The organism is Streptomyces venetus (assembly GCF_039540295.1).
GTDB lineage: Bacteria > Actinomycetota > Actinomycetes > Streptomycetales > Streptomycetaceae > Streptomyces > Streptomyces venetus.
Window position 1 is genome coordinate 344027 of record NZ_BAABET010000009.1, and the last position, 22362, is coordinate 366388.

The 22362-nt window shown below is 71.8% G+C and carries 24 protein-coding genes; 14 read left to right on the plus strand and 10 right to left on the minus strand.

The window, feature by feature from the left end; translation table 11 throughout:
• Positions 1-229: 229 nt before the first annotated feature.
• The 4 genes from ABEA82_RS28975 to ABEA82_RS28990 all read left to right on the plus strand — a co-directional run bounded on the left by ABEA82_RS28975 (position 230) and on the right by ABEA82_RS28990 (position 2498).
• On the plus strand, positions 230-1129 hold the full coding sequence (locus ABEA82_RS28975) for a DMT family transporter (RefSeq protein WP_345664626.1): 900 nt from the start codon (positions 230-232) through the stop codon (positions 1127-1129).
• 43 nt (positions 1130-1172) lie between these two features.
• The gene (locus ABEA82_RS28980) at positions 1173-1700 is read left to right on the plus strand and encodes an NUDIX hydrolase (RefSeq protein WP_345664627.1); all 528 of its coding nucleotides are present in this window, start codon (positions 1173-1175) and stop codon (positions 1698-1700) included.
• Between the two features lie 73 nt (positions 1701-1773).
• Positions 1774-2166 carry a YidH family protein gene (locus tag ABEA82_RS28985; protein WP_345664628.1) on the plus strand — a complete coding sequence of 131 codons (393 nt, stop codon included), beginning with the start codon at positions 1774-1776 and terminating at the stop codon, positions 2164-2166.
• Positions 2163-2498 (plus strand): DUF202 domain-containing protein, encoded by a 336-nt coding sequence (locus ABEA82_RS28990; RefSeq protein WP_345664629.1) that lies wholly within the window; start codon positions 2163-2165, stop codon positions 2496-2498. Before ABEA82_RS28985 ends, ABEA82_RS28990 begins: the two co-directional genes overlap by 4 nt.
• Before the next feature lie 5 nt (positions 2499-2503).
• Here the strand turns inward: ABEA82_RS28990 and ABEA82_RS28995 are convergent, their stop codons facing one another.
• A complete protein-coding gene (locus tag ABEA82_RS28995) occupies positions 2504-3457 on the minus strand; it encodes an NADP-dependent oxidoreductase (protein ID WP_345664630.1) in 954 nt (317 codons plus the stop codon).
• A gap of 198 nt (positions 3458-3655) precedes the next feature.
• Between ABEA82_RS28995 and ABEA82_RS29000 the strand changes: the two genes are divergently transcribed.
• Positions 3656-4690 (plus strand): phosphotransferase family protein, encoded by a 1035-nt coding sequence (locus tag ABEA82_RS29000; RefSeq protein WP_345664631.1) that lies wholly within the window; start codon positions 3656-3658, stop codon positions 4688-4690.
• 5 nt (positions 4691-4695) lie between these two features.
• On the plus strand, positions 4696-5910 hold the full coding sequence (locus ABEA82_RS29005) for an acyl-CoA dehydrogenase (RefSeq protein ID WP_345664632.1): 1215 nt from the start codon (positions 4696-4698) through the stop codon (positions 5908-5910).
• Positions 5911-6298: 388 nt separating this feature from the next.
• On the opposite strand, the gene ABEA82_RS29010 is transcribed toward ABEA82_RS29005, so the two are convergent.
• Entirely contained in the window at positions 6299-6475 is a 177-nt protein-coding gene (locus ABEA82_RS29010) for a hypothetical protein (RefSeq protein WP_345664633.1), read from the minus strand.
• Between ABEA82_RS29010 and ABEA82_RS29015 the strand changes: the two genes are divergently transcribed.
• Positions 6466-6687 carry an STAS domain-containing protein gene (locus tag ABEA82_RS29015; protein WP_345664634.1) on the plus strand — a complete coding sequence of 74 codons (222 nt, stop codon included), beginning with the start codon at positions 6466-6468 and terminating at the stop codon, positions 6685-6687. The genes ABEA82_RS29010 and ABEA82_RS29015 overlap by 10 nt on opposite strands.
• Here the strand turns inward: ABEA82_RS29015 and ABEA82_RS29020 are convergent, their stop codons facing one another.
• The 3 genes from ABEA82_RS29020 to ABEA82_RS29030 are packed head-to-tail and all read right to left on the minus strand — an operon-like array spanning position 6688 to position 9744.
• Positions 6688-7281 (minus strand): TetR/AcrR family transcriptional regulator, encoded by a 594-nt coding sequence (locus tag ABEA82_RS29020; protein WP_345664635.1) that lies wholly within the window; start codon positions 7279-7281, stop codon positions 6688-6690.
• A 28-nt stretch (positions 7282-7309) separates the two neighbouring features.
• The gene (locus ABEA82_RS29025; protein WP_345664636.1) at positions 7310-8974 is read right to left on the minus strand and encodes a class I adenylate-forming enzyme family protein; all 1665 of its coding nucleotides are present in this window, start codon (positions 8972-8974) and stop codon (positions 7310-7312) included.
• The gene (locus tag ABEA82_RS29030) at positions 8971-9744 is read right to left on the minus strand and encodes an SDR family oxidoreductase (protein ID WP_345664637.1); all 774 of its coding nucleotides are present in this window, start codon (positions 9742-9744) and stop codon (positions 8971-8973) included. Before ABEA82_RS29030 ends, ABEA82_RS29025 begins: the two co-directional genes overlap by 4 nt.
• A 221-nt stretch (positions 9745-9965) precedes the next feature.
• On the opposite strand from ABEA82_RS29030, the gene ABEA82_RS29035 reads away from it, so the two are divergent.
• Positions 9966-11201, plus strand: a complete 1236-nt coding sequence (locus ABEA82_RS29035) for an exo-beta-N-acetylmuramidase NamZ family protein (protein ID WP_345664638.1) — start codon at positions 9966-9968, stop codon at positions 11199-11201.
• A gap of 107 nt (positions 11202-11308) precedes the next feature.
• The gene (locus ABEA82_RS29040) at positions 11309-12625 is read left to right on the plus strand and encodes a serine-threonine protein kinase (RefSeq protein ID WP_345664639.1); all 1317 of its coding nucleotides are present in this window, start codon (positions 11309-11311) and stop codon (positions 12623-12625) included.
• A 19-nt stretch (positions 12626-12644) separates the two neighbouring features.
• On the opposite strand, the gene ABEA82_RS29045 is transcribed toward ABEA82_RS29040, so the two are convergent.
• The gene (locus ABEA82_RS29045) at positions 12645-15443 is read right to left on the minus strand and encodes a penicillin acylase family protein (protein WP_345664640.1); all 2799 of its coding nucleotides are present in this window, start codon (positions 15441-15443) and stop codon (positions 12645-12647) included.
• Positions 15444-15706: 263 nt separating this feature from the next.
• On the opposite strand from ABEA82_RS29045, the gene ABEA82_RS29050 reads away from it, so the two are divergent.
• Positions 15707-16309 (plus strand): hypothetical protein, encoded by a 603-nt coding sequence (locus tag ABEA82_RS29050; RefSeq protein ID WP_345664641.1) that lies wholly within the window; start codon positions 15707-15709, stop codon positions 16307-16309.
• A gap of 93 nt (positions 16310-16402) precedes the next feature.
• Positions 16403-17134, plus strand: a complete 732-nt coding sequence (locus tag ABEA82_RS29055; protein WP_345664642.1) for a 3-keto-5-aminohexanoate cleavage protein — start codon at positions 16403-16405, stop codon at positions 17132-17134.
• Positions 17135-17557: 423 nt separating this feature from the next.
• Here ABEA82_RS29055 and soxR read toward each other — a convergent pair whose 3' ends face one another.
• On the minus strand, positions 17558-18022 hold the full coding sequence (soxR, locus tag ABEA82_RS29060; RefSeq protein WP_345664643.1) for a redox-sensitive transcriptional activator SoxR: 465 nt from the start codon (positions 18020-18022) through the stop codon (positions 17558-17560).
• A gap of 109 nt (positions 18023-18131) precedes the next feature.
• Here soxR and ABEA82_RS29065 point away from each other — a divergent pair, with 109 nt between their 5' ends.
• On the plus strand, positions 18132-18593 hold the full coding sequence (locus ABEA82_RS29065; protein ID WP_345664644.1) for a MaoC family dehydratase: 462 nt from the start codon (positions 18132-18134) through the stop codon (positions 18591-18593).
• 62 nt (positions 18594-18655) lie between these two features.
• Here ABEA82_RS29065 and ABEA82_RS29070 read toward each other — a convergent pair whose 3' ends face one another.
• The 3 genes from ABEA82_RS29070 to ABEA82_RS29080 form a co-directional block, all read right to left on the minus strand.
• On the minus strand, positions 18656-19279 hold the full coding sequence (locus tag ABEA82_RS29070) for a TetR/AcrR family transcriptional regulator (RefSeq protein WP_345664645.1): 624 nt from the start codon (positions 19277-19279) through the stop codon (positions 18656-18658).
• Between the two features lie 93 nt (positions 19280-19372).
• Positions 19373-19621: a YiaA/YiaB family inner membrane protein gene (locus ABEA82_RS29075; protein ID WP_345664646.1), complete on the minus strand. Its 249-nt coding sequence runs from the start codon at positions 19619-19621 to the stop codon at positions 19373-19375.
• An 80-nt stretch (positions 19622-19701) separates the two neighbouring features.
• Entirely contained in the window at positions 19702-20853 is a 1152-nt protein-coding gene (locus ABEA82_RS29080) for an acyl-CoA dehydrogenase family protein (RefSeq protein WP_345664647.1), read from the minus strand.
• Positions 20854-20935: 82 nt separating this feature from the next.
• Here ABEA82_RS29080 and ABEA82_RS29085 point away from each other — a divergent pair, with 82 nt between their 5' ends.
• Both ABEA82_RS29085 and ABEA82_RS29090 read left to right on the plus strand, forming a co-directional pair.
• The gene (locus tag ABEA82_RS29085) at positions 20936-21586 is read left to right on the plus strand and encodes a TetR/AcrR family transcriptional regulator (RefSeq protein ID WP_345664648.1); all 651 of its coding nucleotides are present in this window, start codon (positions 20936-20938) and stop codon (positions 21584-21586) included.
• A gap of 46 nt (positions 21587-21632) precedes the next feature.
• A complete protein-coding gene (locus tag ABEA82_RS29090) occupies positions 21633-22343 on the plus strand; it encodes an ArsR/SmtB family transcription factor (RefSeq protein WP_345664649.1) in 711 nt (236 codons plus the stop codon).
• The last annotated feature ends 19 nt before the right edge of the window (positions 22344-22362 follow it).

Below are 22362 nucleotides of genomic sequence, written 5' to 3' on the forward strand. Positions count from 1 at the left end.
TACACGCGTCAAGTGCCGTTACTCGTGAGGGTTTTGTGATCAACGGGGAGCAGGAGGGGCCCGAGACGGCTATCCGATTTTTCCGTTTCGCCCTTTGTGACGTACGTCATAGTGCTGGGCGGTCAGCACCCCGCACGATGGCATGACGTACGGGCGCGCCGGGCGGAGTCGGCCGGTAGAGTCGGCCCCTACGCAATCGTGACCCGGCCTGACGATCGAGGTACACCGCGTGTCGGTTCTAGTTCTGGTGCTCGCCGTGAGCGCCGCCTGCTGTCTGGGCTTCGGCTTCGTCCTCCAGCAGAACGCGGCCCAGCGCGCCCCCCTCAACGACTTCCTCTCCTTCCGCCTGCTGGTCGACCTGATGAAGGTGCCGCGCTGGCTGGGCGGTATCGCCCTGATGGTGGCCGGCATGGGGCTGGGCGCGGCCGCGCTGGGGCAGGGTGAGCTGTCGCTGGTGGAGCCGCTGCTGGCGACCAACCTGCTCTTCGCGCTCGCGCTGTCCCGCAGGCAGACCCGGCAGTCGCTGGGCCGCCAGGGGTGGGCGGGCCTTCTGCTGCTGGCAGGTGGGGTGACCGCGTTCATCGTGGCCGGTGAGCCGCAGGGCGGCGCCGCGACGGCCGATCCGACCCGGCAGTGGCTGATCATCGGGGCCATGACCGGGCTCGCCCTGCTGCTCACGACGCACGCCAAGCGCTCCCGGCTCAGCTCCGGACCGGTGCTGCTGGCGCTGGCCGCCGGGCTGCTGTACGGCGTGCAGGACGCGCTCACGCGGGTGAGCGGGGAGAAGTTCTCCCAGGGCGGCTTCGCCGAGCTGATGACCGGCTGGCAGCCGTACGCGGTGCTCGCCCTGGGCGTCACGGGGCTGCTCCTCGTGCAGAGCGCCTTCGAGACCGCGTCCCTGCGCAAGTCCCTGCCCGCCCTCACCGCCGCACAGCCGCTCGCCGGGATCATCTGCGGCGTCGGCTTCCTGGGCGACCGGCTGCGGACCGACGCGGTGGCCCTGTCCTGGGAGGCGGGCGGCCTCCTGGCCGTGGTGGCCGGGATCATCCTGCTGGGCCTGCACCCGTGCATGCCCACCGGGGCGGTCCAGCCGGCCCGCGCCGGGCAGTTGCAGCCGCAGACGCAGTGACACCCGGCCCCACCCTTGAGGCGCGCCCTGCTTGGATGAGGGCATGAGCGCCACAGACGAGATCCTCGACATCGTCGACGAGAACGACCAGGTCATCGGCCAGTCCCCCCGGGGCGAGGCGTACGCCGGGGGCCTGCGGCACCGCTGCGTCTTCATCGAGGCCCGGGACGCCGAGGGCCGGATCTTCGTGCACCGGCGGACGCCGACCAAGCTGGTCTTCCCCTCCCTGTACGACATGTTCGTCGGCGGTGTGGTCGGCGCGGGCGAGACCTATGACGCGGCCGCTCTGCGCGAGGCCGAGGAGGAGCTGGGCGTGACCGGCCTGCCGGTCCCGCGGTACCTCTTCAAGTTCCTCTACGACGACGGCGTCGGCCGGACCTGGTGGTCGGCGGTGTACGAGGTCACCTGCGACATCCCGGTCCGCCCGCAGGTCGAGGAGGTCGCCTGGCACGACTTCCTGCCCGAGGACGAGGTGCGGCGGCGGCTGCGGGACTGGGAGTTCGTGCCGGACGGGCTGGCGGCGCACGAGCGGCTCACGGCGTTCCGGTCGACGGGCCGGCCGGGCTCGTGAACGGGCAAGGCCCGACGGGGACGGTCCGGACGCGTGAGCAGGAGGCCTCGGCGTCACGGGTAGGGTCGCACACGTGATCGAGTTCGTACGGAACGTCCGCTTGTGGTTCGTGCCCGCGGAGGTCCGGCGGGACGGCGAGACGCCCGACTACCGGTTCTCGCTGGCGAACGAGCGCACCTTCCTGGCCTGGCTGCGCACCGCGCTCGCGCTGATCGGCGGCGGTTTCGCCGTGGACCAGTTCCTGCCGGACCTGCGCTGGGGCTGGCGGGTGGGCCTGGCGCTCGCGCTGCTGGCCGCGGGCGTGCTGTGCTCGCTGCGGGCGGTCAACCACTGGGTGCGCTGCGAGCGGGCCATGCGCCGGGGCGAGGACCTGCCGGTGTCCCGGTTCCCCGCGGTGCTGAGCCTCGTCGTCGCCGCCGTGGCCCTCGTCATGGTCGTCGTGGTGCTCGTGGGGTGGGAGGGGTGAGCGCGTCGGGCAGCGTGCCCCGGGATCCCGACCGCGACCCCGGGCTGCAACCCGAGCGGACCCGCCTCGCGTGGCGGCGTACGACACTCTCGGGCACGGTCGCCGCCGTGCTCGCCGTGAAGACCGCCCTGCACGGCGGAGTGTCGGCGCCCGGGATCATCGCGTGCGCGCTGTGCTGTGTCCTGTGGCTGGGGTTCCTGGGCGTGGCCCACCGCCGGATCCGCGCCCTCGCGTCCTCCCCCGGCCCCGCGGCGTTCGCACCCCGGCACGCCACCGCCGCGGTGCTGTACACCACGGCGATGGCGGTGTGCGGGGCCGCGCTGGTCCTCTAGGCCCTTTAGGTCGACTCCGCGCTCTCGGTCTCCCAGTCCACCGTCACGACGATCTTGCCGCGCGTCCGGCCCTCCTGGCTCAGCCGGTGTGCGTCCGCCGCCCGTTCCAGCGGGAACGTCTCGGAGACGTGCACGCTCACCACGCCCTGTTCCGCCAGTTCGGACAGCCGCTGGAGGTCCTGCGCGTCGGGGCGGACGAAGTGGTAGCGGCCGCCGTAGTTCACGACGTCTCCGTCGGCGATCGACACCAGGCGCCCCTCGGGGGCCAGCAGGTTGGCCGAGACCTTCAGCGTGTCGCCGCCGACCGTGTCGAACAGCGCGTCCACACCCCCGGGCACCAGCCCCCGGACGCGTTCGCCCAGCCCCTCGCCGTAGGTCACCGGCTCCCCGCCCAGGCTCCGCACGAAGTCGTGGTTGTGCTCGCTCGCCGTGCCGATCACGCGGGCGCCGAGGTGCACACCCAGTTGCACCGCCAGCGAGCCGACACCACCGGCCGCGGCGTGCACCAGGACCGTCTCGCCCCGCTTCACGTCCAGCACCTTGGTCAGCACCTGGTAAGCGGTGAGCCCGGCCAGCGGCAGCCCCGCCGCCTCCTCGAAGGAGAGGTTGCGCGGCTTGCGGGCGAGGGTGCGCACGGGCGCGGCCACGTACTCGGCGAAGGTGCCGCGGGAGAGGAAGTCCTCGCGTACGTACCCGATGACCTCGTCCCCGACGTCGAACTCCGGGACGGCCACGCCGGGCCGTACGACGACGCCCGAGACGTCCCAGCCGGGCACCACGGGGAAGGCGGCTTCGAGGACGCCGTCGAGGTAGCCCTCGCGGGCCTTCCAGTCGACGGGGTTCACGGCCGCGGCCCGCACCTTCACCAGCACCGAGTCCGGGCCGACTTTGGGGTCGCGGACCTCCCCGAACGCCAGCGCGTCGGGTCCGCCGTACCGTGAGTAGCTGATGGCCTTCATGGGTCCGACCTTCCGGGTTGCCCGTTCGGGACGCAAGCCGGATGGCCTGAACGAAGCCGCCGGGCACGCCCCGGCGCCCGGCGGGAGGGGTCGTCGGCCTATCGTGGCCCCGATCACGTTTCGGCCCCGCTCTGGACTACATACCGACCGGTCGGCATCATGAGTCGAGAACCGTCCACCTGCCCGTAGGAGCGACGCATGAGCCCCGACCATCCGCCCGGACTCGATCTCGACCGGCTGCGCAGCCTGCTCGAACGGGAGCGGCCCGGCCTGGTGACCGGTCCGCTGTCCGGCCGGCTGATCGAGGGCGGACGGTCGAACCTCACCTACGCGCTCTCCGACGGTACGTCCCGGTGGGTCGTACGGCGACCCCCGCTCGGCCATGTCCTGGCCACCGCGCACGACATGAGGCGCGAGCACCGGGTGATCAGCGCACTGCACCCGACGGCCGTGCCGGTTCCCGAGCCGGTGCTGCTGTGCGAGGACGAGGAGGTGCTCGGAGCGCCGTTCTACATCATGGAGTTCGTCGAGGGCACCCCCTATCGCACCGCCGACCAGCTCGCCCCGCTCGGCCCGGAGCGGACCCGGGGCGCGGTGCTGAACCTGGTGGACACGCTGGTGGAGCTGCACGCGGTCGACCCGGGCGAGGTGGGGCTCGCGGACTTCGGCCGGCCCGAGGGCTTCCTGGACCGGCAGCTGCGGCGCTGGGGCAAGCAACTGGACGCCTCCCGCAACCGCGACCTGGACGGCATCGACGAGCTGCACGCCGCCCTCGGCCGGGACCTGCCCCGCTCCCCCGCCCCGGCCGTCGTGCACGGCGACTACCGGCTCGACAACGTCCTCATCGGCGACGACGACGCGATCAAGGCGATCCTCGACTGGGAGATGTCGACGCTCGGCGATCCGCTCACCGACCTCGGCCTGCTGGTGATGTACAGCATGCCGCTCGGCATGCCCGACTCCCCCGTCTCCACGACCGCCGAGGCCCCCGGGCACCCGGCGCCGTCCGAACTGATCGAGCGGTACGCCGCGCGCTCGGGCCGCGACGTCTCCGCGGTCGCCTGGTACACGGCGTTCGCCTGGTTCAAGCTCGCCGTGATCCTCGAGGGCATCCACTACCGCTACACGCTGGGCCAGACGGTCGGGCGCGGCTTCGACCGCATCGGCGACCTCGTGCCCGTCTTCGTCCGGCACGGACTGACCACGCTCCACGAAGGCCTCCAGGAGGGCTGATCCAGATGGACTTCGCTTTCGACGCGCGCACCGAAGAGCTGCGCGCCAAGCTCCTCGCCTTCATGGACGAGTACGTCTACCCGGCCGAGGCGGTGGCGCACGAGCAGCGCGCCGGGCTCGCCTCGCCGTGGGAGACGGTGCCCGTGGTGGAGGAGCTGAAGGCCGAGGCCCGCCGGCAGGGCCTGTGGAACCTCTTCCTGCCGGACTCCGAGTACGGGGCCGGGCTCACCAACCTCCAGTACGCGCCGCTCGCCGAGATCATGGGCCGCTCGCCGCAGCTCGCGCCCACGGTGACGAACTGCGCGGCGCCCGACACCGGCAACATGGAGGTGCTGACGCAGTTCGGTGACGAGCAGCAGCGCAAGCAGTGGCTGGAGCCGCTGCTGGCCGGTGAGATCCGCTCGGCGTTCGCGATGACCGAGCCGGAGGTGGCCTCCTCGGACGCCACCAACATCACCACCCACATCGAGCGGGACGGCGACGAGTACGTCATCACCGGCCGCAAGTGGTACATCTCCGGGGCGATGCACCCGGACTGCAAGATCTTCATCGTGATGGGCAAGACGGACCCGGACGGGGACGACATCCGCCGTCAGCAGTCGATGGTGCTGGTCCCCCGGGACACCCCGGGCGTCACCATCGAGCGGGCGATGCAGGTCTTCGGTTACGAGGACCACTACCACGGCGGTCACGCCGAGGTGATCTTCGACCACGCGCGCGTGCCGGCGTCGAACCTGATCGGCGAGGAGGGCGGCGGTTTCGCCATCGCGCAGGCCCGGCTGGGTCCCGGGCGGATCCACCACTGCATGCGGCTGATCGGCATGGCGGAGCGGGCGATCGAGCTGATGTGCCGGCGGGCCGTGTCGCGCACCGCGTTCGGCAAGGCACTGGCCCAGCAGGGTGTGGTGCACAACTGGATCGCGGACGCGCGGGTGACCGTCGAGCAGTTGCGGCTGCTGGTGCTGAAGACGGCGTGGCTGATGGACACGGTGGGCAACAGGGGGGCCCACACCGAGATCCAGTCCATCAAGATCGCGACGCCTCGGGCGGTGGTCGACATCCTCGACCGGGCGATCCAGCTGCACGGCGCGGGTGGGGTGAGCCAGGACTTCCCGCTGGCGGAGCTCTACGCCGGGGCGCGGACGCTGATGATCGCGGACGGACCGGACGAGGTGCACCAGCGGTCGCTGGCCCGACGGGAGCTGAAGCGGTACCTGTGACGTCCGGCGGCGGTGGGGGGGTGCCCCCACCGCCGCTTCCCCCGTGGGGGCTGCGCCGCGGACGGGCACATCGCGGAACTCAACGACAGGGCCGGCGATCCGCTGCCTGCCGCGCGTATAGGGCGACGACTGTCCTCTCCCGCCTGGCTCGCGACCGTCGGCGGCTCCCGCCCGGTCCCCGTCAGCGGGGCGGTGGGCGAGCGGTCGTTCTCGGCGCACCCACCCTGGCGGGCGGCCGCACGGCCTGGTGGCTGGTGGAGGAGACCGCCTACCGCTCCGTGGTGGGGGGCGGGAAGCTGAGCACGGACGCACACGCTTGCTCACCGAGGCCCCCACGGCCCTGCCGGCCTCGCTGAAGCTCGAACGGTGCATGGAGGTCACGGCGCGCCTAGCCGCTGAGCACCTGGGTGATGCCGCGCTGGTCATCGCGCTCACCGCCGCCAAGAAGCTGCCGATGGTCGTCTGCGACCAGCAGGGCGAGCTCACCCGCGGCTCCGTGTCCGAGGCGCCGGACTCCGTGCCGGGACTCGCCGAGGCTCTCCGGGGCTTCCCGCCGTGCCCTCACGGTGGACAGACCCCGCGACGGCTCCGGACTGGCTGATTCCGGCGGGGTTCGGCGGGTCGGCTCGCCGGCGGTCCCTGCTGCGGATCCATCGCTCCGCCTGCGAGGACGGCGTCGGCTTCCACCTGGACGGCGTCGGCCCGGTCCTGCGGCGCCTGCTGGAGATCACCGGCACCTACGAGTACCTGACCGGCACCGGGGACGGAGTCACCTGATCACGGCCGCAGGGCGCGCAGCAGCAGGTCGGCCAGGTGGTCGGCGACCTGCTGGGGGGTGAGGGGACCGTCGGGGCGGTACCAGGTGGACAGGTGGTGGACCGAGCCGAAGTGGTAGTCCACGACCAGGTCCGCCGGGGTCGCCTTGGAGAAGACCCCCAGCCCCTGCCCCTCCTCGACCAGCGCGCGGAAGCGCTCGTGGTAGCGACGGCGCTCGGCGCGCACCTGCTTGTTCTTCTCGGGGCTGAGGTGGTGCATGGACCGCCAGAAGATCATCGCGTCGTCGAGGTTGTCGATGGTCGTCACCACGACGTCCGCGGCCGCGGCCCGCAGCCGCTTCTCCACCGGCTCGTCGGCGCCCGCCACCGCGTCCAGCCGCTCCTGCTGGATGCGCAGCACGCGCGCGTACACCTCGTGCAGGAGGTCGTCCTTCGAGCCGAAGTAGTGGTACAGCGCCCCCTTGGTGACGCCGGCCGCCTCCACGATCTCCTGCACCGAGGTGCGGTCGTAGCCCTGCTCGGCGAAGAGCCGGGTGGCGGCGGCCAGGAGCCGCTGAGGCACGGGCGTGCCGTCCGAGTCCGTGGTCCTGGGCACTGCCGCCACCTGCCTTTCCGTTCTGCTGTCAGTTGCCTTGCGTACGGGAACGCAGTTCCCGACGGAGGATCTTCCCACTGGCCGTCTTCGGCAAGTCCGGCAGGATCTCCACTTGGCGCGGGTACTTGTAGGCGGCCAGTCTCTCCTTGCAGTAGCCGGCGAGCGCATCCGGGTCCGTATCGGCGTCCGGACGCAGGCTGATGTACGCCTTGACGGTCTCCCCGCGATAGCCGTCGGGCACGCCGACGACGGCGGCCTCGCGCACCGCCGGGTGCGAGTAGAGGACGTCCTCGACCTCGCGCGGCCACACCTTGAAGCCGGACGCGTTGATCATGTCCTTCTTGCGGTCGACGACGTACAGCCAGCCCTGCTCGTCCATGAAGCCGATGTCGCCGGTGCGCAGTTCGGCGTCGGCGAAGGTCTCGGCGGTGGCGTCGGGGCGGCGCCAGTAGCCGGGCACGACCTGCGGCCCGCGCACGACGATCTCGCCCTGCTCGCCGAACGGCACTTCGGCGCCGTTGTCGTCGACGATCCGTACGACCGTGTCGGGGCCGGGCAGGCCCACGGCGAGGGTCCCGGAGGCCGGGTCGACGGGCGCCTCCAGACCGGGCGGCACGGAGGCGCAGGGCGCGGTGCACTCGGTCAGCCCGTAGCCGTTGCGGATGTACGGCCCGAAGCCCGCCCGGAACTTCTCCACCAGCGCGGGCGGCAGCGGGGCGCCGCCGGAGGAGATCACCCGGAAGGAGGAGAAGTGGTCGGGTGTGACGGAGGGGTGGGCGGCCAGCGCCATGAAGGCCGTGGACGGGCCGACCGTGTAGTGCGGCCGGTGTTCGGCGAACGCGTCGAGCACCGCGCCCGCCTCGAAGCGGTAGGCCAGCACCAGCGTGCCCCCGCTGTCCAGGCACGCGCCGAACTGGCAGACCATGCCGGTGATGTGGAACAGCGGCGCCATCGCGAAGTAGACGGGCCGCTCGGGCAGCCCCAGACCGGTCCGCTGCCGCACGGCGTTGTACATGATGTTGCCGTGCGTGTTGGTGGCGCCCTTGGGCGTGCCGCTCGTGCCGGAGGTGTAGCTGATCAGCGCGATGTCCGAGGGGCCGGGCTCGCGGACCTCGGGTGCCTTGTTCCCGGCGCCCGCCACGGCCACCAGGTCGTCGGCGTCCTGGGCCTGCGGCAGCCGCTCGAAGGTCAGTACGCGCGCGTCGCCCCGGGTCTGGAAGTCCAGCTCGCACGCGGTGAGCACGATCCGCACGGGCGAGTCGGCCGCCGTCTCGCGCAGATACGACTCCCAGGCCCGGTCCGAGCAGATCAGCGCGGCCACCTCGCCGTCCCGCAGGACGTGGGCGACCTCGCCCGACTTGTACATCGGGTTGACGGGCACGACGATCGCGCCCGCCTTCCAGGCCCCGAGCACGGCGAGCACGAAGTGCGGGGAGTTCTGCAGCAGGACCGCGACCCGGTCGCCGCGCTCCAGACCGCGGGCCGCCAGGTGCCCGGCGACGGAGTCGCTGAGCTCGTCGACCTCCCGGTAGGTGAGCCGGCCGTCGAAGTAGGCCAGCAAGTCGCTGTCCGGCGTCTCGGCCACGACCCGGCGCAGGGCGTGCACCAGGGAGGCGGCGGGGCTGATCGCGGCCTTCTGGGCGTCGTTCAGCAGGCTCAGCCAGGGCTTGGCCGCGTAACGGGACTCGGTCACCGGTTCTCCTCCCACTGCTGCTGGATACGGTTCATGCCGGTCAGCCACCGGTCGGGGTCACCGGCCCGGGCCTGGTGGTACGCGGCGACCTCCGGGTGCGGCAGGATCAGGAAGCGGTCCTCCTCGATGCCCTTCAGCAGGGCGTCCGCCACTGCCTCCGGTTCGATCGCGGTCGGCTGGAGCACCAGGTCGCCCGCGCTGCCGGTGGCGGCGAGCATGTCGGTGCGCACGCCCTGCGGGCAGATGGCGTGGACCTTCACGCCCCGGTGCCGGTACGTCAGCGACAGCCACTCGGCGAAGGCGAGGGCGCCGTGCTTGGTGACGGCGTAGGGCGCGGCGCCGATCATGGTGAGCAGCCCGGCGGCGGACACGGTGGAGACGAACCGGCCGCTGCCGCGCTCCAGCCAGGCGGGCAGCAGTTCCTGCGCGGCCCGCACATGAGCCATGACGTTCACGTCCCAGGAGAGGGCCCACGCCTTCTCGTCCAGGGGCTGCCCGGGCTGGATGCCGTCGGCGGCGACACCGGCGTTGGCGCAGTACACGTCGACGGTCCCGCCGAGGGCGTCCCGGGCGTCACCCACGATCGCCGAGGCGTCACCGGGCACGGCGACGCCCCCGACCTCCTCAGCGATGTGCTTGGCCCGCTCGGCGTCCAGATCGTTGACCACGACCCGGGCCCCTTCGGCGGCGAAGCGCCGGGCGAGCGCGGCCCCGATCCCGCCACCGGCCCCCGTGACAACAACCCCGGCCCCTTGAAAGGCTCCCACCATCGGTCTCCTCAGTCGCGGCTCAGCAATGGCGACAGACTAACCGGTCGGTATGTGCCAGGGAAGGGTCTGTTGACAACGCTCCTGAAGGGGCGCGGGGCTGTACCCATACGCGCCTCCGCCGCGTGGGCGCGACGAGCCACAGCCGGCCCGCGGCCTCCCCACAACCCGCGAAAGCGCATACCGTGCCCATGCCGACCGTCCCCGCTCAAGGAGGTCACCGCATGCGCCCTTCCAGACGAGCCGTACTCACCACCGCCACGGCGGCAGCCGTATCAGCCACATCCACCGCATCCGCCGCTCAGCGCGGCAGGCGACCGCGCACCGGCTTCGAACGACTGGCGGACACCGGCTACGCCCTGCTCGACGGCCAGAAGGTCGGCATCGTCACCAACCCCACCGGCATCACGCGCGACGCCCGCCACATCGTGGACGTCATGCACCCCGATCCCCGCGTCGACCTGACCGCCGTCTTCGGCCCCGAGCACGGCTTCCGCGGCACCGCCCAGGCCGGCGGCTCCGAGGGCCGCTACGACGACCCGGCGACCGGCCTGCCCGTCTACGACACGTACCTGAAGAGCGGCCGGGCGCTCGCCGACGTCTTCACCGCGTCCGGCGTGGACACGGTCGTCTTCGACATCCAGGACGTCGGCGCGCGCTTCTACACCTACATCTGGACGCTGTACGACTGCATGGAGGCCGCGCAGCTCGCCGGCAAGCGGTTCGTGGTCCTGGACCGGCCCAACCCGGTGACCGGCCGCGCGGCGTCGGGGCCGGTGCTGCACAGGGAGTTCGCCACGTTCGTCGGGCGGCAGCCCGTTTCCCAGGCGCACGGGATGACCGTCGCCGAGCTGGCGCGGCTGTTCAACGGCGAGTTCCTCACCGAGCCCGTACCGCTGGAGACGGTGACGATGTCCGGCTGGAAGCGGTCGGAGTTCTACGACGCCTCCGGGCTGCCCTGGGTGCCGCCGAGCCCGAACATGCCGACGCCTCAGACGGCGCTGGTGTACGCGGGGACATGTCTGTTCGAGGGCACGAACCTGTCGGAGGGGCGCGGTACGACCCGGCCGTTCGAGCTGCTGGGCGCGGAGGGGATCGACGGGCGCTGGGCCGCCGCGGCGAACGAACTCGGTCTGCCCGGCGTGCGGTTCAGGGAGGCGTACTTCGCGCCCACCTTCTCGAAGTTCCAGGGCAGGACGATCGGCGGGGTGCAGCTCCATGTGCACGACCCCGAGGCGTTCGACGCCGTACGCACGGGAATCGCCCTGCTGGTGACCGCGAAGAAGGTGTGGAGCGGTTTCGCCTGGCGCCCCGACAACTGGATCGACAAGCTCACCGGTTCCGCGCGCGTGCGCACGATGATCGACGCGGGCGCGGGCACCGACGAGGTCGTGGCGGACTGGCAGCGCGAGCTGGCCGCGTTCCGCAGGACGCGGCGGACGTACCTGCTCTACCGCTGAGCGCGCTCCCGCCCGCCCAATACGTCCGTGACGTCTGGCCATTCACGTCCGTTGGCAGGACGATACGCCCACATCGCGGCGTCACCCGGGGGACGAGGGGGCCTGTCATGGCGGATCCGGCGATGAGTGCGACTCCCTACTGGGAGCTGACCTTCGACGCGGACGGGGACCCGGCGCGCCGCCCGCGCGACCGGCTGCTCGCCGGGGTGCCCGAACGGAAGGTGCGCGACCTGATCGTCTTCGCGCACGGCTGGAACAACGACCGTTCGAGCGCGACCCGCCTCTACGACCGCTTCTTCGCGCCCGTTCCGCGGCTGGCCCCGGCGGCCCGGATCGGGTACGTCGGGGTGCTGTGGCCGGCGATGCGGTTCTCCGACGAGCCGATCCCGGACCTGCCCCGGGCCGTGGCGGCCGACGCACCCCCGCGCCCGGCGCTCGACAAGGACACCCGGCACGCGCTGCTGGAGACCTTCCCGGGCCGGGCGGTCCTGGTCGACCAGATCGCGCGGCTGCTGGAGCAGCAGCCCCCGGAGGAGGCCGAACTGGAGGAGTTCGGGCGGCTGGTGCGGCTGCTGGTGGAGGTGGTGGCGCCGGGGCCGCAGGCGCTGTTCGCCGCCGACACGGTGGCGGAGGGAGTGCCGCAGAGCGAGCCGGACATGGTCGCCGGGTCCGCGGCGGCCGCCTGCGAGGGGTTCGCGGGTGCGCTCGCGGGACTGGAGGCGCCCGGGGCGCAGCGCGGGTTCCGCCTCCCGAACCCCTGGGACGGTGCGCACGAACTGCTGCGGCAGGCCACGTACTACGCGATGAAACGGCGGGCGGGAACCGTCGGTGAGCGCGGTCTCGGCCGGGTGGTCGGGCAGCTCGCGAAGGCGGCGCCGGGGGTACGTGTGCACCTCGTCGGGCACAGCTTCGGCGCGCGGCTGGTGTCGTTCGCGCTGCGCGGCCTGCCCGAGGGCGTGCGCACGGTGAAGTCGGTGACGCTGCTCCAAGGGGCGTTCTCGCACTACGCGTTCGCGGCCCGGCTGCCGCACGACGCCCGCGCGGGAGGCGTGCTCCAGGGACAGCAGAACCGCGTCGACGGTCCCCTGGTGTGCTGCCACTCCCGGCACGACTCGGCCCTCGGCACGATGTACCCGCTGGCCTCACGCATGGCGGGGGACAGCCGGTCGGCCTCCGGACTGGACCTCGGCCGGGCCCTGGGTGCCAAGTGGGGAGCGCTGGGTCACGGCGGGATCCGGGCCGTACCGGGCACGCGCGCGTACACCCTCGCCGAGGCGCTGCGGGCGGAGCTGCCCGCCTCGGGGTGTGTGAACGTCGACGCGGCGGCCGTGGTCAGACGCGGCGGGCCGCCGGCCGGCGCGCACAGCGACATCCTGCACGAGGAGCTGGCCCGGCTGGTGCTGGCGGCGGGCCGCATCCGCTGACCCGCCGCCGGCCCGTGTGTCACCGGTGCGAGATGAACTCCACGACCTGCTGGTAGGTCGGCCGGTTCTGCCAGCTGATCTTGCCGTGCTTGATGCCGCCGAGGGTGCGGTGGTTGATCGAGTCGGCGCACCACTGGTCGCCCGCCGAGCACACGTCGTCGCCGGGGTAGACCTGGGCCGCGGTCCTGCCGGCCGCCTGCTTCAGGGTGCTGATGAGGCTGTCCCGGCAGGCGCCGAGGTCGCCGTCGCCGCAGTACGCGCGGGCCAGCGGCCCCCGCACCTGCTCACCGAGCACGGCCCGCAGGTCCTTGTCGACGTAGCTCCACCAGCCGTACTGGAAGGAGCTTCCGGCGTGCGAGCCGGTGGGGCCGTGTGCGGCCGACGGGGACTCGTCGACGGGGAGGTTGGCGGTCATGGCCTCGTAGAGCTCGCTGCCGAGGCCCGGTTCGAACTCGGCCTTGACCAGCATCGGCCACCAGGCGTCGAGGATGCGGATCGCGTCGGCGTCGGCGTACTTCTTGGAGCCGGCGGAGGTCTCCGTGCGCTTGCCGCCGGCCGCCACCCAGGCCTGGAGCTTGCTCACGGCCGCCGCCGCTGCGGAGTCGGTGACCGGCGCGCTGTTGATCACCTTCAGCAGCTTGGGCAGGACGTTCTCGGCGCGCAGGTCGGCGAGGGCCGCGTCCGCCATGGCCCGCACCAGCGAGGCCCGGGTCACCCCGCCCTGCTGCACCAGCTTCTTCACCCGGTCCTCCAGGAGGTTGCCGCGGTGCACGGAGCCGTTGCCCCAGGGGGCGGTCGTGTAGTCCTTGGCCTGCTTGTTGTTCCAGGAGACGTAGTAGTCCTGGTCGATGGAGTGGGGGTGGGCGGAGGGCGGTGTGTAGTCGGCCGTGTTGGTCGCGGGGTTCCAGCCCCGCCACTCGTAGGCCGGCCGCGCCCACACCGGGAACTCGGCGTCGACGCCGTTCGCGCGCACGGGGTTGTCGCCGCTGTTGTAGTACGCGGTGTGTTCGGAGTCGGCGTAGAACCAGTTGAAGGTGTAGTTGATGTGCTGCACCGCCTGCTGGAAGGACTCCGGGCCCTTGACGTAGCCGGGGTCGTTCAGCATCTGGAAGCCGATGATGGAGTCGGCCTCGTGCATGAAGGACGAGCGCAGGGAGGTGTAGGCGACCTTCTTGCCGCCGACCGTCGCGCGGGACTCGACGGGTCCGTACTTCGTGCGCCAGACGCGCATCGTGTACGAGCCGGCCGCGGTGCCGTCGGCGGTGGTCGGCTTCCAGGCGTTCTTCTGCTCGATCTTCTCCATCGGCGTACAGGTGCCGCGGTACAGGTAGTGGTGGTCGTCCTGGCAGAGTTCGACGGCGTAGGTGTCGATGATGTCCTGGCCGGAGGTCGTGGCGCTCCACGCGTAGTCCTGGCCGCGGCCGAGTTCGACGTACATGCTCAGGCCCGCGAAGGAGGCGCCGCGGGCGCTGATGCCCGGGCCCTGGAGCTCCTGGAGCAGCAGCAGCTGCGGGGCGAAGTAGCCGGTCTGCGGGCCGAACACGGCGACCGGGTGGCCACTGGCGGTGTGCTCGCCGCTGACCACGAGGGCGTTGGACATGCCGCGCCTGGCGGACGACACGGCCGTTCTGGCCGCCTCACCGGACGCGCCGGTGGCGCCGGCGGAGGCGGCGCTGCCCGTGCGGTCGTGGACGAGCGGCTCGGGCTCGACCGAGCCGGCGTCGGGGACGGCGGTGCCCTGCGGGTCGTCCGGCTTGGTGGCGTACGGGAAGCTGCCGTCCTGGACCGTGAGGACGGCCTCCGGGTCGTTGCGCATCCGGAAGGACTCCCAGACCTTGGTGCCCTCGGCAGCGCCGTACTTCTCCTGGGCGGCGAGCAGGGAGAGGGCGTTGTTGACCTCGCCGCCGCCGCCGGAGCCGAACAGCGCGCCGATGACGGAGCCCAGCGCGACCATGTCGGTGATCTTGAAGTGCTCGATGGTGCCGGCGTTGGTGACCGAGTCCTTGTGTCCGGTGAGGACGTACTCGCCGGGGAAGTGACGGCCGCTGTCGGAGGCGTCGATGTAGGCGTTGATGCCGTCGAGGTAGGCCTTGGCGTCGGCGATGGCCTGCTTGCCGCGTTCGCCGTTGGTGGCGACGGCGTTGTCGATCTGCGCCTGGAGGTCGGCCTCGGAGTACGGGGCATGGCGCCAGAACTGCTGTTCCAGCCCCTGGTTGGCGGGCGCGCCGCCGGCGAACGAGGTCAGCTGACCGCGTCCGACGTGCCGGAAGACGTCCATGAGCCACAGCCGGTCCTGGGCCGCCGCATAGCCGGCTCCGAACTCCGTGCCGTACCTGGTGGTGCCGGTGATGTGCGGCACACCGGCCTTCTTGTCCCGGACGATCGTCACGTCACTGCGCCCGGCGGGCTTGAGGGTGGAGGCGACCTGGTCGGCGGGGACCCCGAAGGAGGCGTCGTTGAAGAAGGTGTTGATCTTGTCATTGGTGAGGCCGGTGTACCCCTTGGCGAGGTCGGCGTACGGCCCGAGCTGATCCTCGGCGTGTTCGGGCTGAGTCCCGAATGCCTGGTTCAGGAGGATTTGAGCCAGAGTGGCGTTGCCGTTCTGGCCGGGCGGAAGGATGTCCGAACACTGGTTGCCGCAGTAATCGTTCGCCACCGCCGTGGCCTGCGCGTTCGCCGTCTCGGAGGCGGCCGCCTGCGAGAGTGGCGACAAAAGGCCGGCGATCAGCGCGCATACCGATGCGGTCTTCAGGAACCCGGGGATTCCGCGGGGAGTTCTCATTCTGTCGAGAGCGGTGCGTGGGTGACGCCGTGGCATGGAGGGCTCCTCCCGTGGGGGTGGCCGGGATGTTACCGCCGGTATCACCTGGATTAAAGATGAACAGGCGTCACTTTTTGGAGTCAGCACAACAGGCACACGGACCACGGCAGTCGACCAGCGAGCCTCTTCGGACGGCTTATGGAGGCCATTTGAAATCAGATGGAGCCGATTCGCTTGTCGATACGTCTATTCGGCGACGTCCTTACGACGACGCCGAAGTGACCGGATTACAGGTGCAGGTGTGACGGAGGTGCAGGACGATGGCCGGTTTCCGGAGTCTGGCGAGACAGGTCCGCGATCCGCGGTGCGATCTGGCATTGCGGCGCTATTCGCTGCGCAAGTGCCTTGAGAGGTTCGCCCCTTACGGACACAGGGCGACCTGGGACCACTTGTGCTCCCGGGCGGGGTTCGGACCGGAGGACCGGTCCCCCGATCCAGCGCGGCTCGTGGCCGCACTGGACGAACTGGAGGAGGCGCGGGCGGTCTGGCTGGCCTACGAGGTCGAGTTCGCCGAGCGCCGCAAGAAGGAGAAGCACGACGGACTGCGCAGGCCGGGCAGCGTGGACGACTGGCACCGGCTGACCTGGGGCGGGTTCGGCGTGGCGTGGTGCGACGATCCGACGGTCCATCCCCGTGAACCGCTGGCCGAGGTGCTGCGCCGGCTGATCGCCGCACTGGAGCGCGAACCGGGCGCGGAATGCCCGGTGTGCGGCGGGGAGCGGCTCGCCTGGAAGTACGACCTGGACCACGAACCCTCGACAGGTCCGGTCTGCACGGACTGCGGGATCCTGGTGCCGCGTCCCGTGCTCACGCCCGAGGCTCTGGCGTACGCCAGGCGGGCGAGGCTGTTGGTGTCGGCTTGACGAATGCGGGTGCGCGGGGGGTGCGCCGGGGATGCCGCACCCCCACTGTCGTGGGTCGAGCCGACTGTCAGTGGTGACTGGCACCATCGGGGGATGGTGCAGGTGTGTCTGAACGGAGCGCGGGGTGTCACCGACGGTGCCGCCGTGCCGCTGACGCCGGAAACGATGGCCGCCGCCGCGGCCGAGGCGGTCGCCGCCGGGGCCACGGACATCCATGTCCATCCCAAGACGCCGTGCGGGCGTGATTCGTTGTCGCCGCGGGTGCTCGCGGTGACGCTGGAGGCGATTCGGGCGCGGGTGCGGGTTCCCGTGGGGGTGACCACGGGGGCGTGGGCCGAGCCGGACCCCGCCGGACGGCTGGAGCGCGTACGGAGCTGGGCGACGCTGCCGGTGCTGCCCGACCATGCGTCGGTCAACTGGCACGAGGAGGGCGCTGAGGAGATCGCCGCCGTGCTTCTCGAACTGGGGGTCGGGGTGGAGGCCGGCGTCTGGTCGGGGACGGACGGGGCGGAGCGGTTTGCCGGGTCTCCGTCGGGGCCGAGGGTGTTGCGGGTGCTGGCGGAGGTGACGGACCCGGACCCGTCGACCGCCGTGGCTTCTGCGCGGGCATTGTTGTCCGACATCGGTGCCGCCCACGGCCGCCCTGTGTTGCTGCACGGGGAAGACGGGGGTGCGTGGCCGGTGCTGCGGCTCGCGGGGCGGTTGGGTGTGGCTACCCGGGTCGGGCTGGAGGATGTCCTGGTGCTGCCGGACGGGCGGCGGGCCGGGTCCAACGCGGAGTTGGTTTCGGCGGGGTTGGCGGAGTACGCGCAGGGTGCGTTGTGAGGTGCTGGGCGTTGGCGCCCGGGGCAGGGCGTTGCGCAGCCCGGCGCGACGGGGTACCGCTGCGCCCACCCGTGCCGCCCCAGCGGCACGACTGCCCGCAGCTACGGCGCCCGGGGCGGGGCGTTGCGCAGCCCGGCGTAGCGGGGTACCGCTGCGCCCACCCTCCCCCAAGCTCTCGACTTCGCTCGAGCAGGGGGGACCCCCATCGCCCCAGCGGCACGACTGCCCGCAGCTAGGGACTCACGTAAGGGGCCGTGTCGGGGGGTGTTCGCCCGCAGTGGGCGGCGCGTAGAACGCCAGTTAGCCGGTAGGCAACCGCGTCGCGCCGTTCCGAGGACGGACACCCCCCGGCGCGGCCCCGACCCACGACACCGAAGCAGCCACAGGCCGCCCCAGGCCGCCGCAGGCACCCCGCGTCAGGCGCTACCCGCGCCGCCCCTCGACCATCAGGCGCGAACCCGCCCGGCGTTCACCGAACACGTCGTCCGGGTTGGAGAGGACGCAGGCGTCCAGGGAGAGACAGCCGCAGCCGATGCAGTCGGTGAGGTGATCGCGGAGGCGTTCCATCTGCTTGATGCGTTCGTCCAGCTCCGAGCGCCAGGCCTCGGAGAGGTGCGCCCAGTCCTCCCGCGTCGGCGTCCGCTCCTCGGGGAGTTCGGCCAGCGCCTCGCGGATCGTCGCCAGCGGGATGCCGACCCGTTGCGCCGCCCGGATGAAAGCGACCCTGCGCAGCGCGTCACGTGAGTAGCGGCGCTGGTTCCCCGAGGTGCGGCGGCTGCTGATCAGCCCCTTCGACTCGTAGAAGTGCAGCGCCGAGACGGCGGCCCCGCTGCGCGCCGCCAGCTGGCCGACCGTGAGCTCATGGATCTTCTCTGGAATCTGCGGCACTCCCCGAACCCTACAGTCGACCGTTGACACGGCACCCGCGGCCGACCATGCTAAGCAGTCGCTTAGGAAAACACGAGCACGCAGACCTTCTGAACCGAGAGGCCGGGTCATGGCAGAGCCGAGGATCTTCACGTCCGTCGACGAACTGAAGTCGGCGGTGGGCGAGCAACTGGGGTACACCGACTGGCTCGACGTCGACCAGAAGCGGATCGACCTCTTCGCCGAGGCCACCGGCGACCACCAGTGGATCCACGTCGACCCTGAGAAGGCCGCCGCGGGCCCGTTCGGCACCACCATCGCGCACGGCTATCTGACCCTGTCGCTGCTCCCCCTCTTCGGACCGCAGCTGATCGCCGTCGAGGGCGTGAAGATGGGCGTGAACTACGGCACGAACAAGGTGCGTTTCCCCGCGCCCGTCCCCGTCGGCTCCCGGCTCCGCGCCACCGCCACCATCACCGGCGTCGAGGACGTGACCGGCGGCGTCCAGGTCACCGTCGCCTTCACGGTGGAGCGCGACGGCGGGGACAAGCCGGTGTGCGTCGCCGAGTCCGTCGCGCGGTACTACCTCTAGGACTGGAGGGCTGTAGGCCTGGAGGGCTGTAGGCGTGGAGGCCCAGGCCGCCCCGACCGGCCCTACTTCTCCCCCACCATGCGCAGCACGAGGTCGGCATAGAGCGCGCCGACCTCGTCCGGCGTCCACGGCCCGTCGACGTTGAACCAGCGGGCCACGTCGATGCAGAGCGAGAGAACGGCCAGGGTCGTGCCCTTCACGTCCAGCACGTCGAACTCACCGGCCGCCACACCGTCCTCGATGATTCTCTGCACCTCGGCGTCGCACTGCCGGCGCAGCGCGAGGATCTCGGCGCGGGCGTCGGGGCCGAGCGAGTCCAGCTCGTACTGGACGACCCGCGCGGTGGTGCGTCCGCCGGCGTGCCAGCGGACGAAGGAGCCGACCGCGTCGGCCAGACGCTCACGGGCGGTGCCCTCGCGCCGGGACGCGGTCTGCAGGATCTCCAGGGCCTTCTGGTGCCCGATCCTGCTGATGCGGTGCAGCAGCTCTTCCTTGGTCTTGTAGTGGATGTAGAGCGCGGCCGGACTCATCCCGGCGCGCCCCGCGATGTCCCGGGTCGTCGTGGCGTGGTAGCCACGCTCGGCGAAGGCCTCCACCGCGGCGATCAGCAGCCGCCGCGCCGCGTCGGGCGTGACCTCGCCCCACGCCTGCGCCTCGCCGCCGGCCGTCTCCTCCGCCGTACCCATCCGCTCGCCCCTCTCCACTGGCAGGGGCACCACCATACCGCCGAAGGTGAGCGGGCGCTTAGTCAGGCCGCTCGGCACGCCACTGAGGACTGCTCAGCGCTTCTCGAACGGAGTGTACGAGGGAGCCGCCGGCCCCTCCTGGCGGTCCCGGATCACCTTGGCCAGGGTGAAGGAGGAGGTGACCAGGTACAGGACGGCGATGGCGAGGAATCCCCGCACCCAGGCGTCGGCGCTCAGCTGGTAGATGCCGACGGCGGTGGCCGCCATCGCGACGGCGAAGGAGGCGACGGCCTGGCCGTAGAAGGCGGCCGTGTTCTGCTGCTTGCCCGGTGTCTCACTCATGGGGGCAAGCTTCGGCGGACGTGGCCCGCGCCACATCCGCCGAAGTACTCAGACGCGTACTCAGAAAGCCGAAACGGCCGTCAGAATGCCGAAACCCCGGTCAGCGCACGCCCGATGACCAGCTTCTGGATCTGGCTGGTGCCCTCGTAGAGGGTCATCACGCGGGCGTCCCGCAGCAGTTTGCCGGCCGGGTACTCGTCGATGTAGCCGTAGCCGCCGAAGACCTGGAGGGCGTTGTTCGCGGCGCGGACGGCCGCCTCCGAGGCGAACAGCTTCGCCTTCGACGACTCGACGGCGAACGGCCGCCCCCGGTCGATCAGGTCCGCGACCCGCCAGGTCAGCAGCCGGGCGGCGTCGACGTCCACGGCGATGTCGCTGATCAGCTCCTGGACCAGCTGGTGTCCGGCGATGGGCTTCCCGAACTGCTCGCGCTCGCCCGCGTACCGCACGGCCGCGTCCAGCGCCGCCTGGGCTATGCCGACACACCCCGCGGCGACCGACATCCGGCCCTTGGCGAGAGCGGACATGGCGATCGAGAAGCCCTTGCCCTCCTCCCCGAGCAGCGCCGAGGCGGGCACTCGTACGTCCTCCAGCACCAGCTCGGCCGTGGCCTGGCCGCGCAGCCCCAGCTTCCCGTGGATCGTGCGGCGCGTCAGGCCGGGCGTGCCGGTGGGGACGAGGAAGGCGGAGACGCCCTTGTGGCCGGGGGCGTCCGTGGAGCGGGCGAAGAGCAGGACGACGTCGGCCCAGGTGCCGTTGGTGATGAACATCTTGGTGCCGTTGATGACGTAGTCGTCGCCGTCGCGCACCGCCCGTGTCGCGAGGTTGCCCGCGTCGGAGCCCGTGCCCGGCTCGGTCAGGCCGAAGCAGCCGACCGCCTCGCCGGACGTGAGCCCGGGCAGCCACCGCCGCTTCTGCTCCCCGCTCCCCCAGGCGGCGAGGGTCTTGGCGACGAGCCCGAGAGAGACGGAGACGATGCCGCGCACGGACGAGTCACCCCGACCCAGCTCCTCGGTGACCAGGCAGTACGCGAGGTGGTCACCGCCGGAGCCGCCGTACTCCTCGTCGATCGTCAGGCCCAGGAAGCCGACCTCGCCGAGCTTCTTCACGATCGACCGGTCGACCTCCTCGGCCCGGTCCCAGGCGACGACGTTCGGAGTGATCTCACGCTCCACGAAGTCCCGCGCGAGCCGCCGGACCGCGGTCTGCTCCTCGCTGAGCTCCAGATTCACCAGACGTCACCCCATCGGAAGGCATACATGTGAAACCCGTACATTTAAATTAGCACTGCTAGTTTCTTCTCGCAGCCCTACTATGTGCGCCATGGCCCGACCGCGCAAGCCCTTGCTCAGCACCGACCGGATCGTCGAGACCGCCCGCGCGCTCGTGGACGCGGAGGGCCTCGCGGCCGTCTCGACGCGCCGGCTCGCCGCCGAACTGGGGGTCAGCGGGCCCTCGCTCTACAACCACTTCCGCACGAAGGACGAGATCCTGGAGGCGGTCGCCGACTCGGTGAGCGGGCAGGTGGACCTCACGATGTTCCAGGACGGCCGGGACTGGCGGACCGCGCTGCACGACTGGGCCGTCTCCTACCGGGCCGCGCTGCGGGACCACCCGAACATCGTTCCCGTGCTGGCCCGGGGCCCCGGCCGCCGCCCGGCGGGGCTGCGCCTCGCGGACGCCGTCTACGGCGCGATGGTCGCGGCGGGCTGGCCACCGGCGCAGGCCACGTCCATCGGCGCCCTGATGCGCTACTTCGTCATGGGCTCCGCGCTCGGCTCGTTCGCCGGGGGATTCGTGGACGACGCGAGCGCCTACGACCCCGCCGACTACCCGCACCTCCAGCAGGCCCACCTCCTCGCGGAGCAGCAGGAGAAGATCGACGAGCGGGCCTTCGAGACGGGGCTGACGGCTCTGCTGGACGGGCTGGCGAGGCAGTACGAGCAGGTGCGGCGCACGGCGTAGCGACACTTCGGCGCCGGCCGAAGGATCGGTGTTCCATGCTGGGGGCATGACGACGAGGGACCCGAAGGCCACGGGCCTGGCACGGCTCGCGGCGCTGTTCGCGGACGAGACCAGGGCGGTGTGCCTGCTGGCACTGCTCGACGGGCGTGCGTGGACCGCGAGCGAGCTGGCCCGGCACGCGGGCGTCGCCGCGTCGACGCTGAGCGAGCACCTGGGCAGGCTCGTCGCGGGCGGGCTGCTCGCCGAGGAGCGACAGGGCCGGCACCGGTACGTCCGGCTGGCCGACGCGCGTGTCGCGCAGCTGGTGGAGGACCTGGCGGCACAGGTCGCGCCGGGCAGGCCCGTACGGCCGCGCACCCTGCGGGAGTCGAACGCCGGCTCGGCGATGGCCCGGGGCCGCACCTGTTACGACCATCTCGCCGGGCGGCTCGGCATCGCGGTCACCGACGCGCTGACCGTGCGCGGGCTGCTCCAGCAGGAGACCGGGTTCGCGCTCACCGACACGGGTCTCGCGTGGTTCGAGTCGGCCGGGATCGGCCTCGAACGGCGGGGGCGACGGCCGTTGGCCCGGGCCTGTCTGGACTGGACCGAGCGCCGCCCCCATCTCGCGGGCGTGGCGGGCGCGGCCCTGTGCCGGCACGCGCTGGACGCGGGGTGGTGCGTGCGTATCGGCTCCGAGCGGGCCGTGAAGGTGACGCCGGCCGGTGAACGGGCCCTCTTCGACCTCCTGGGCGTGCCGGCGACGGCGCTGCGCTGAGCCCGCCGCGCGGTGCAGC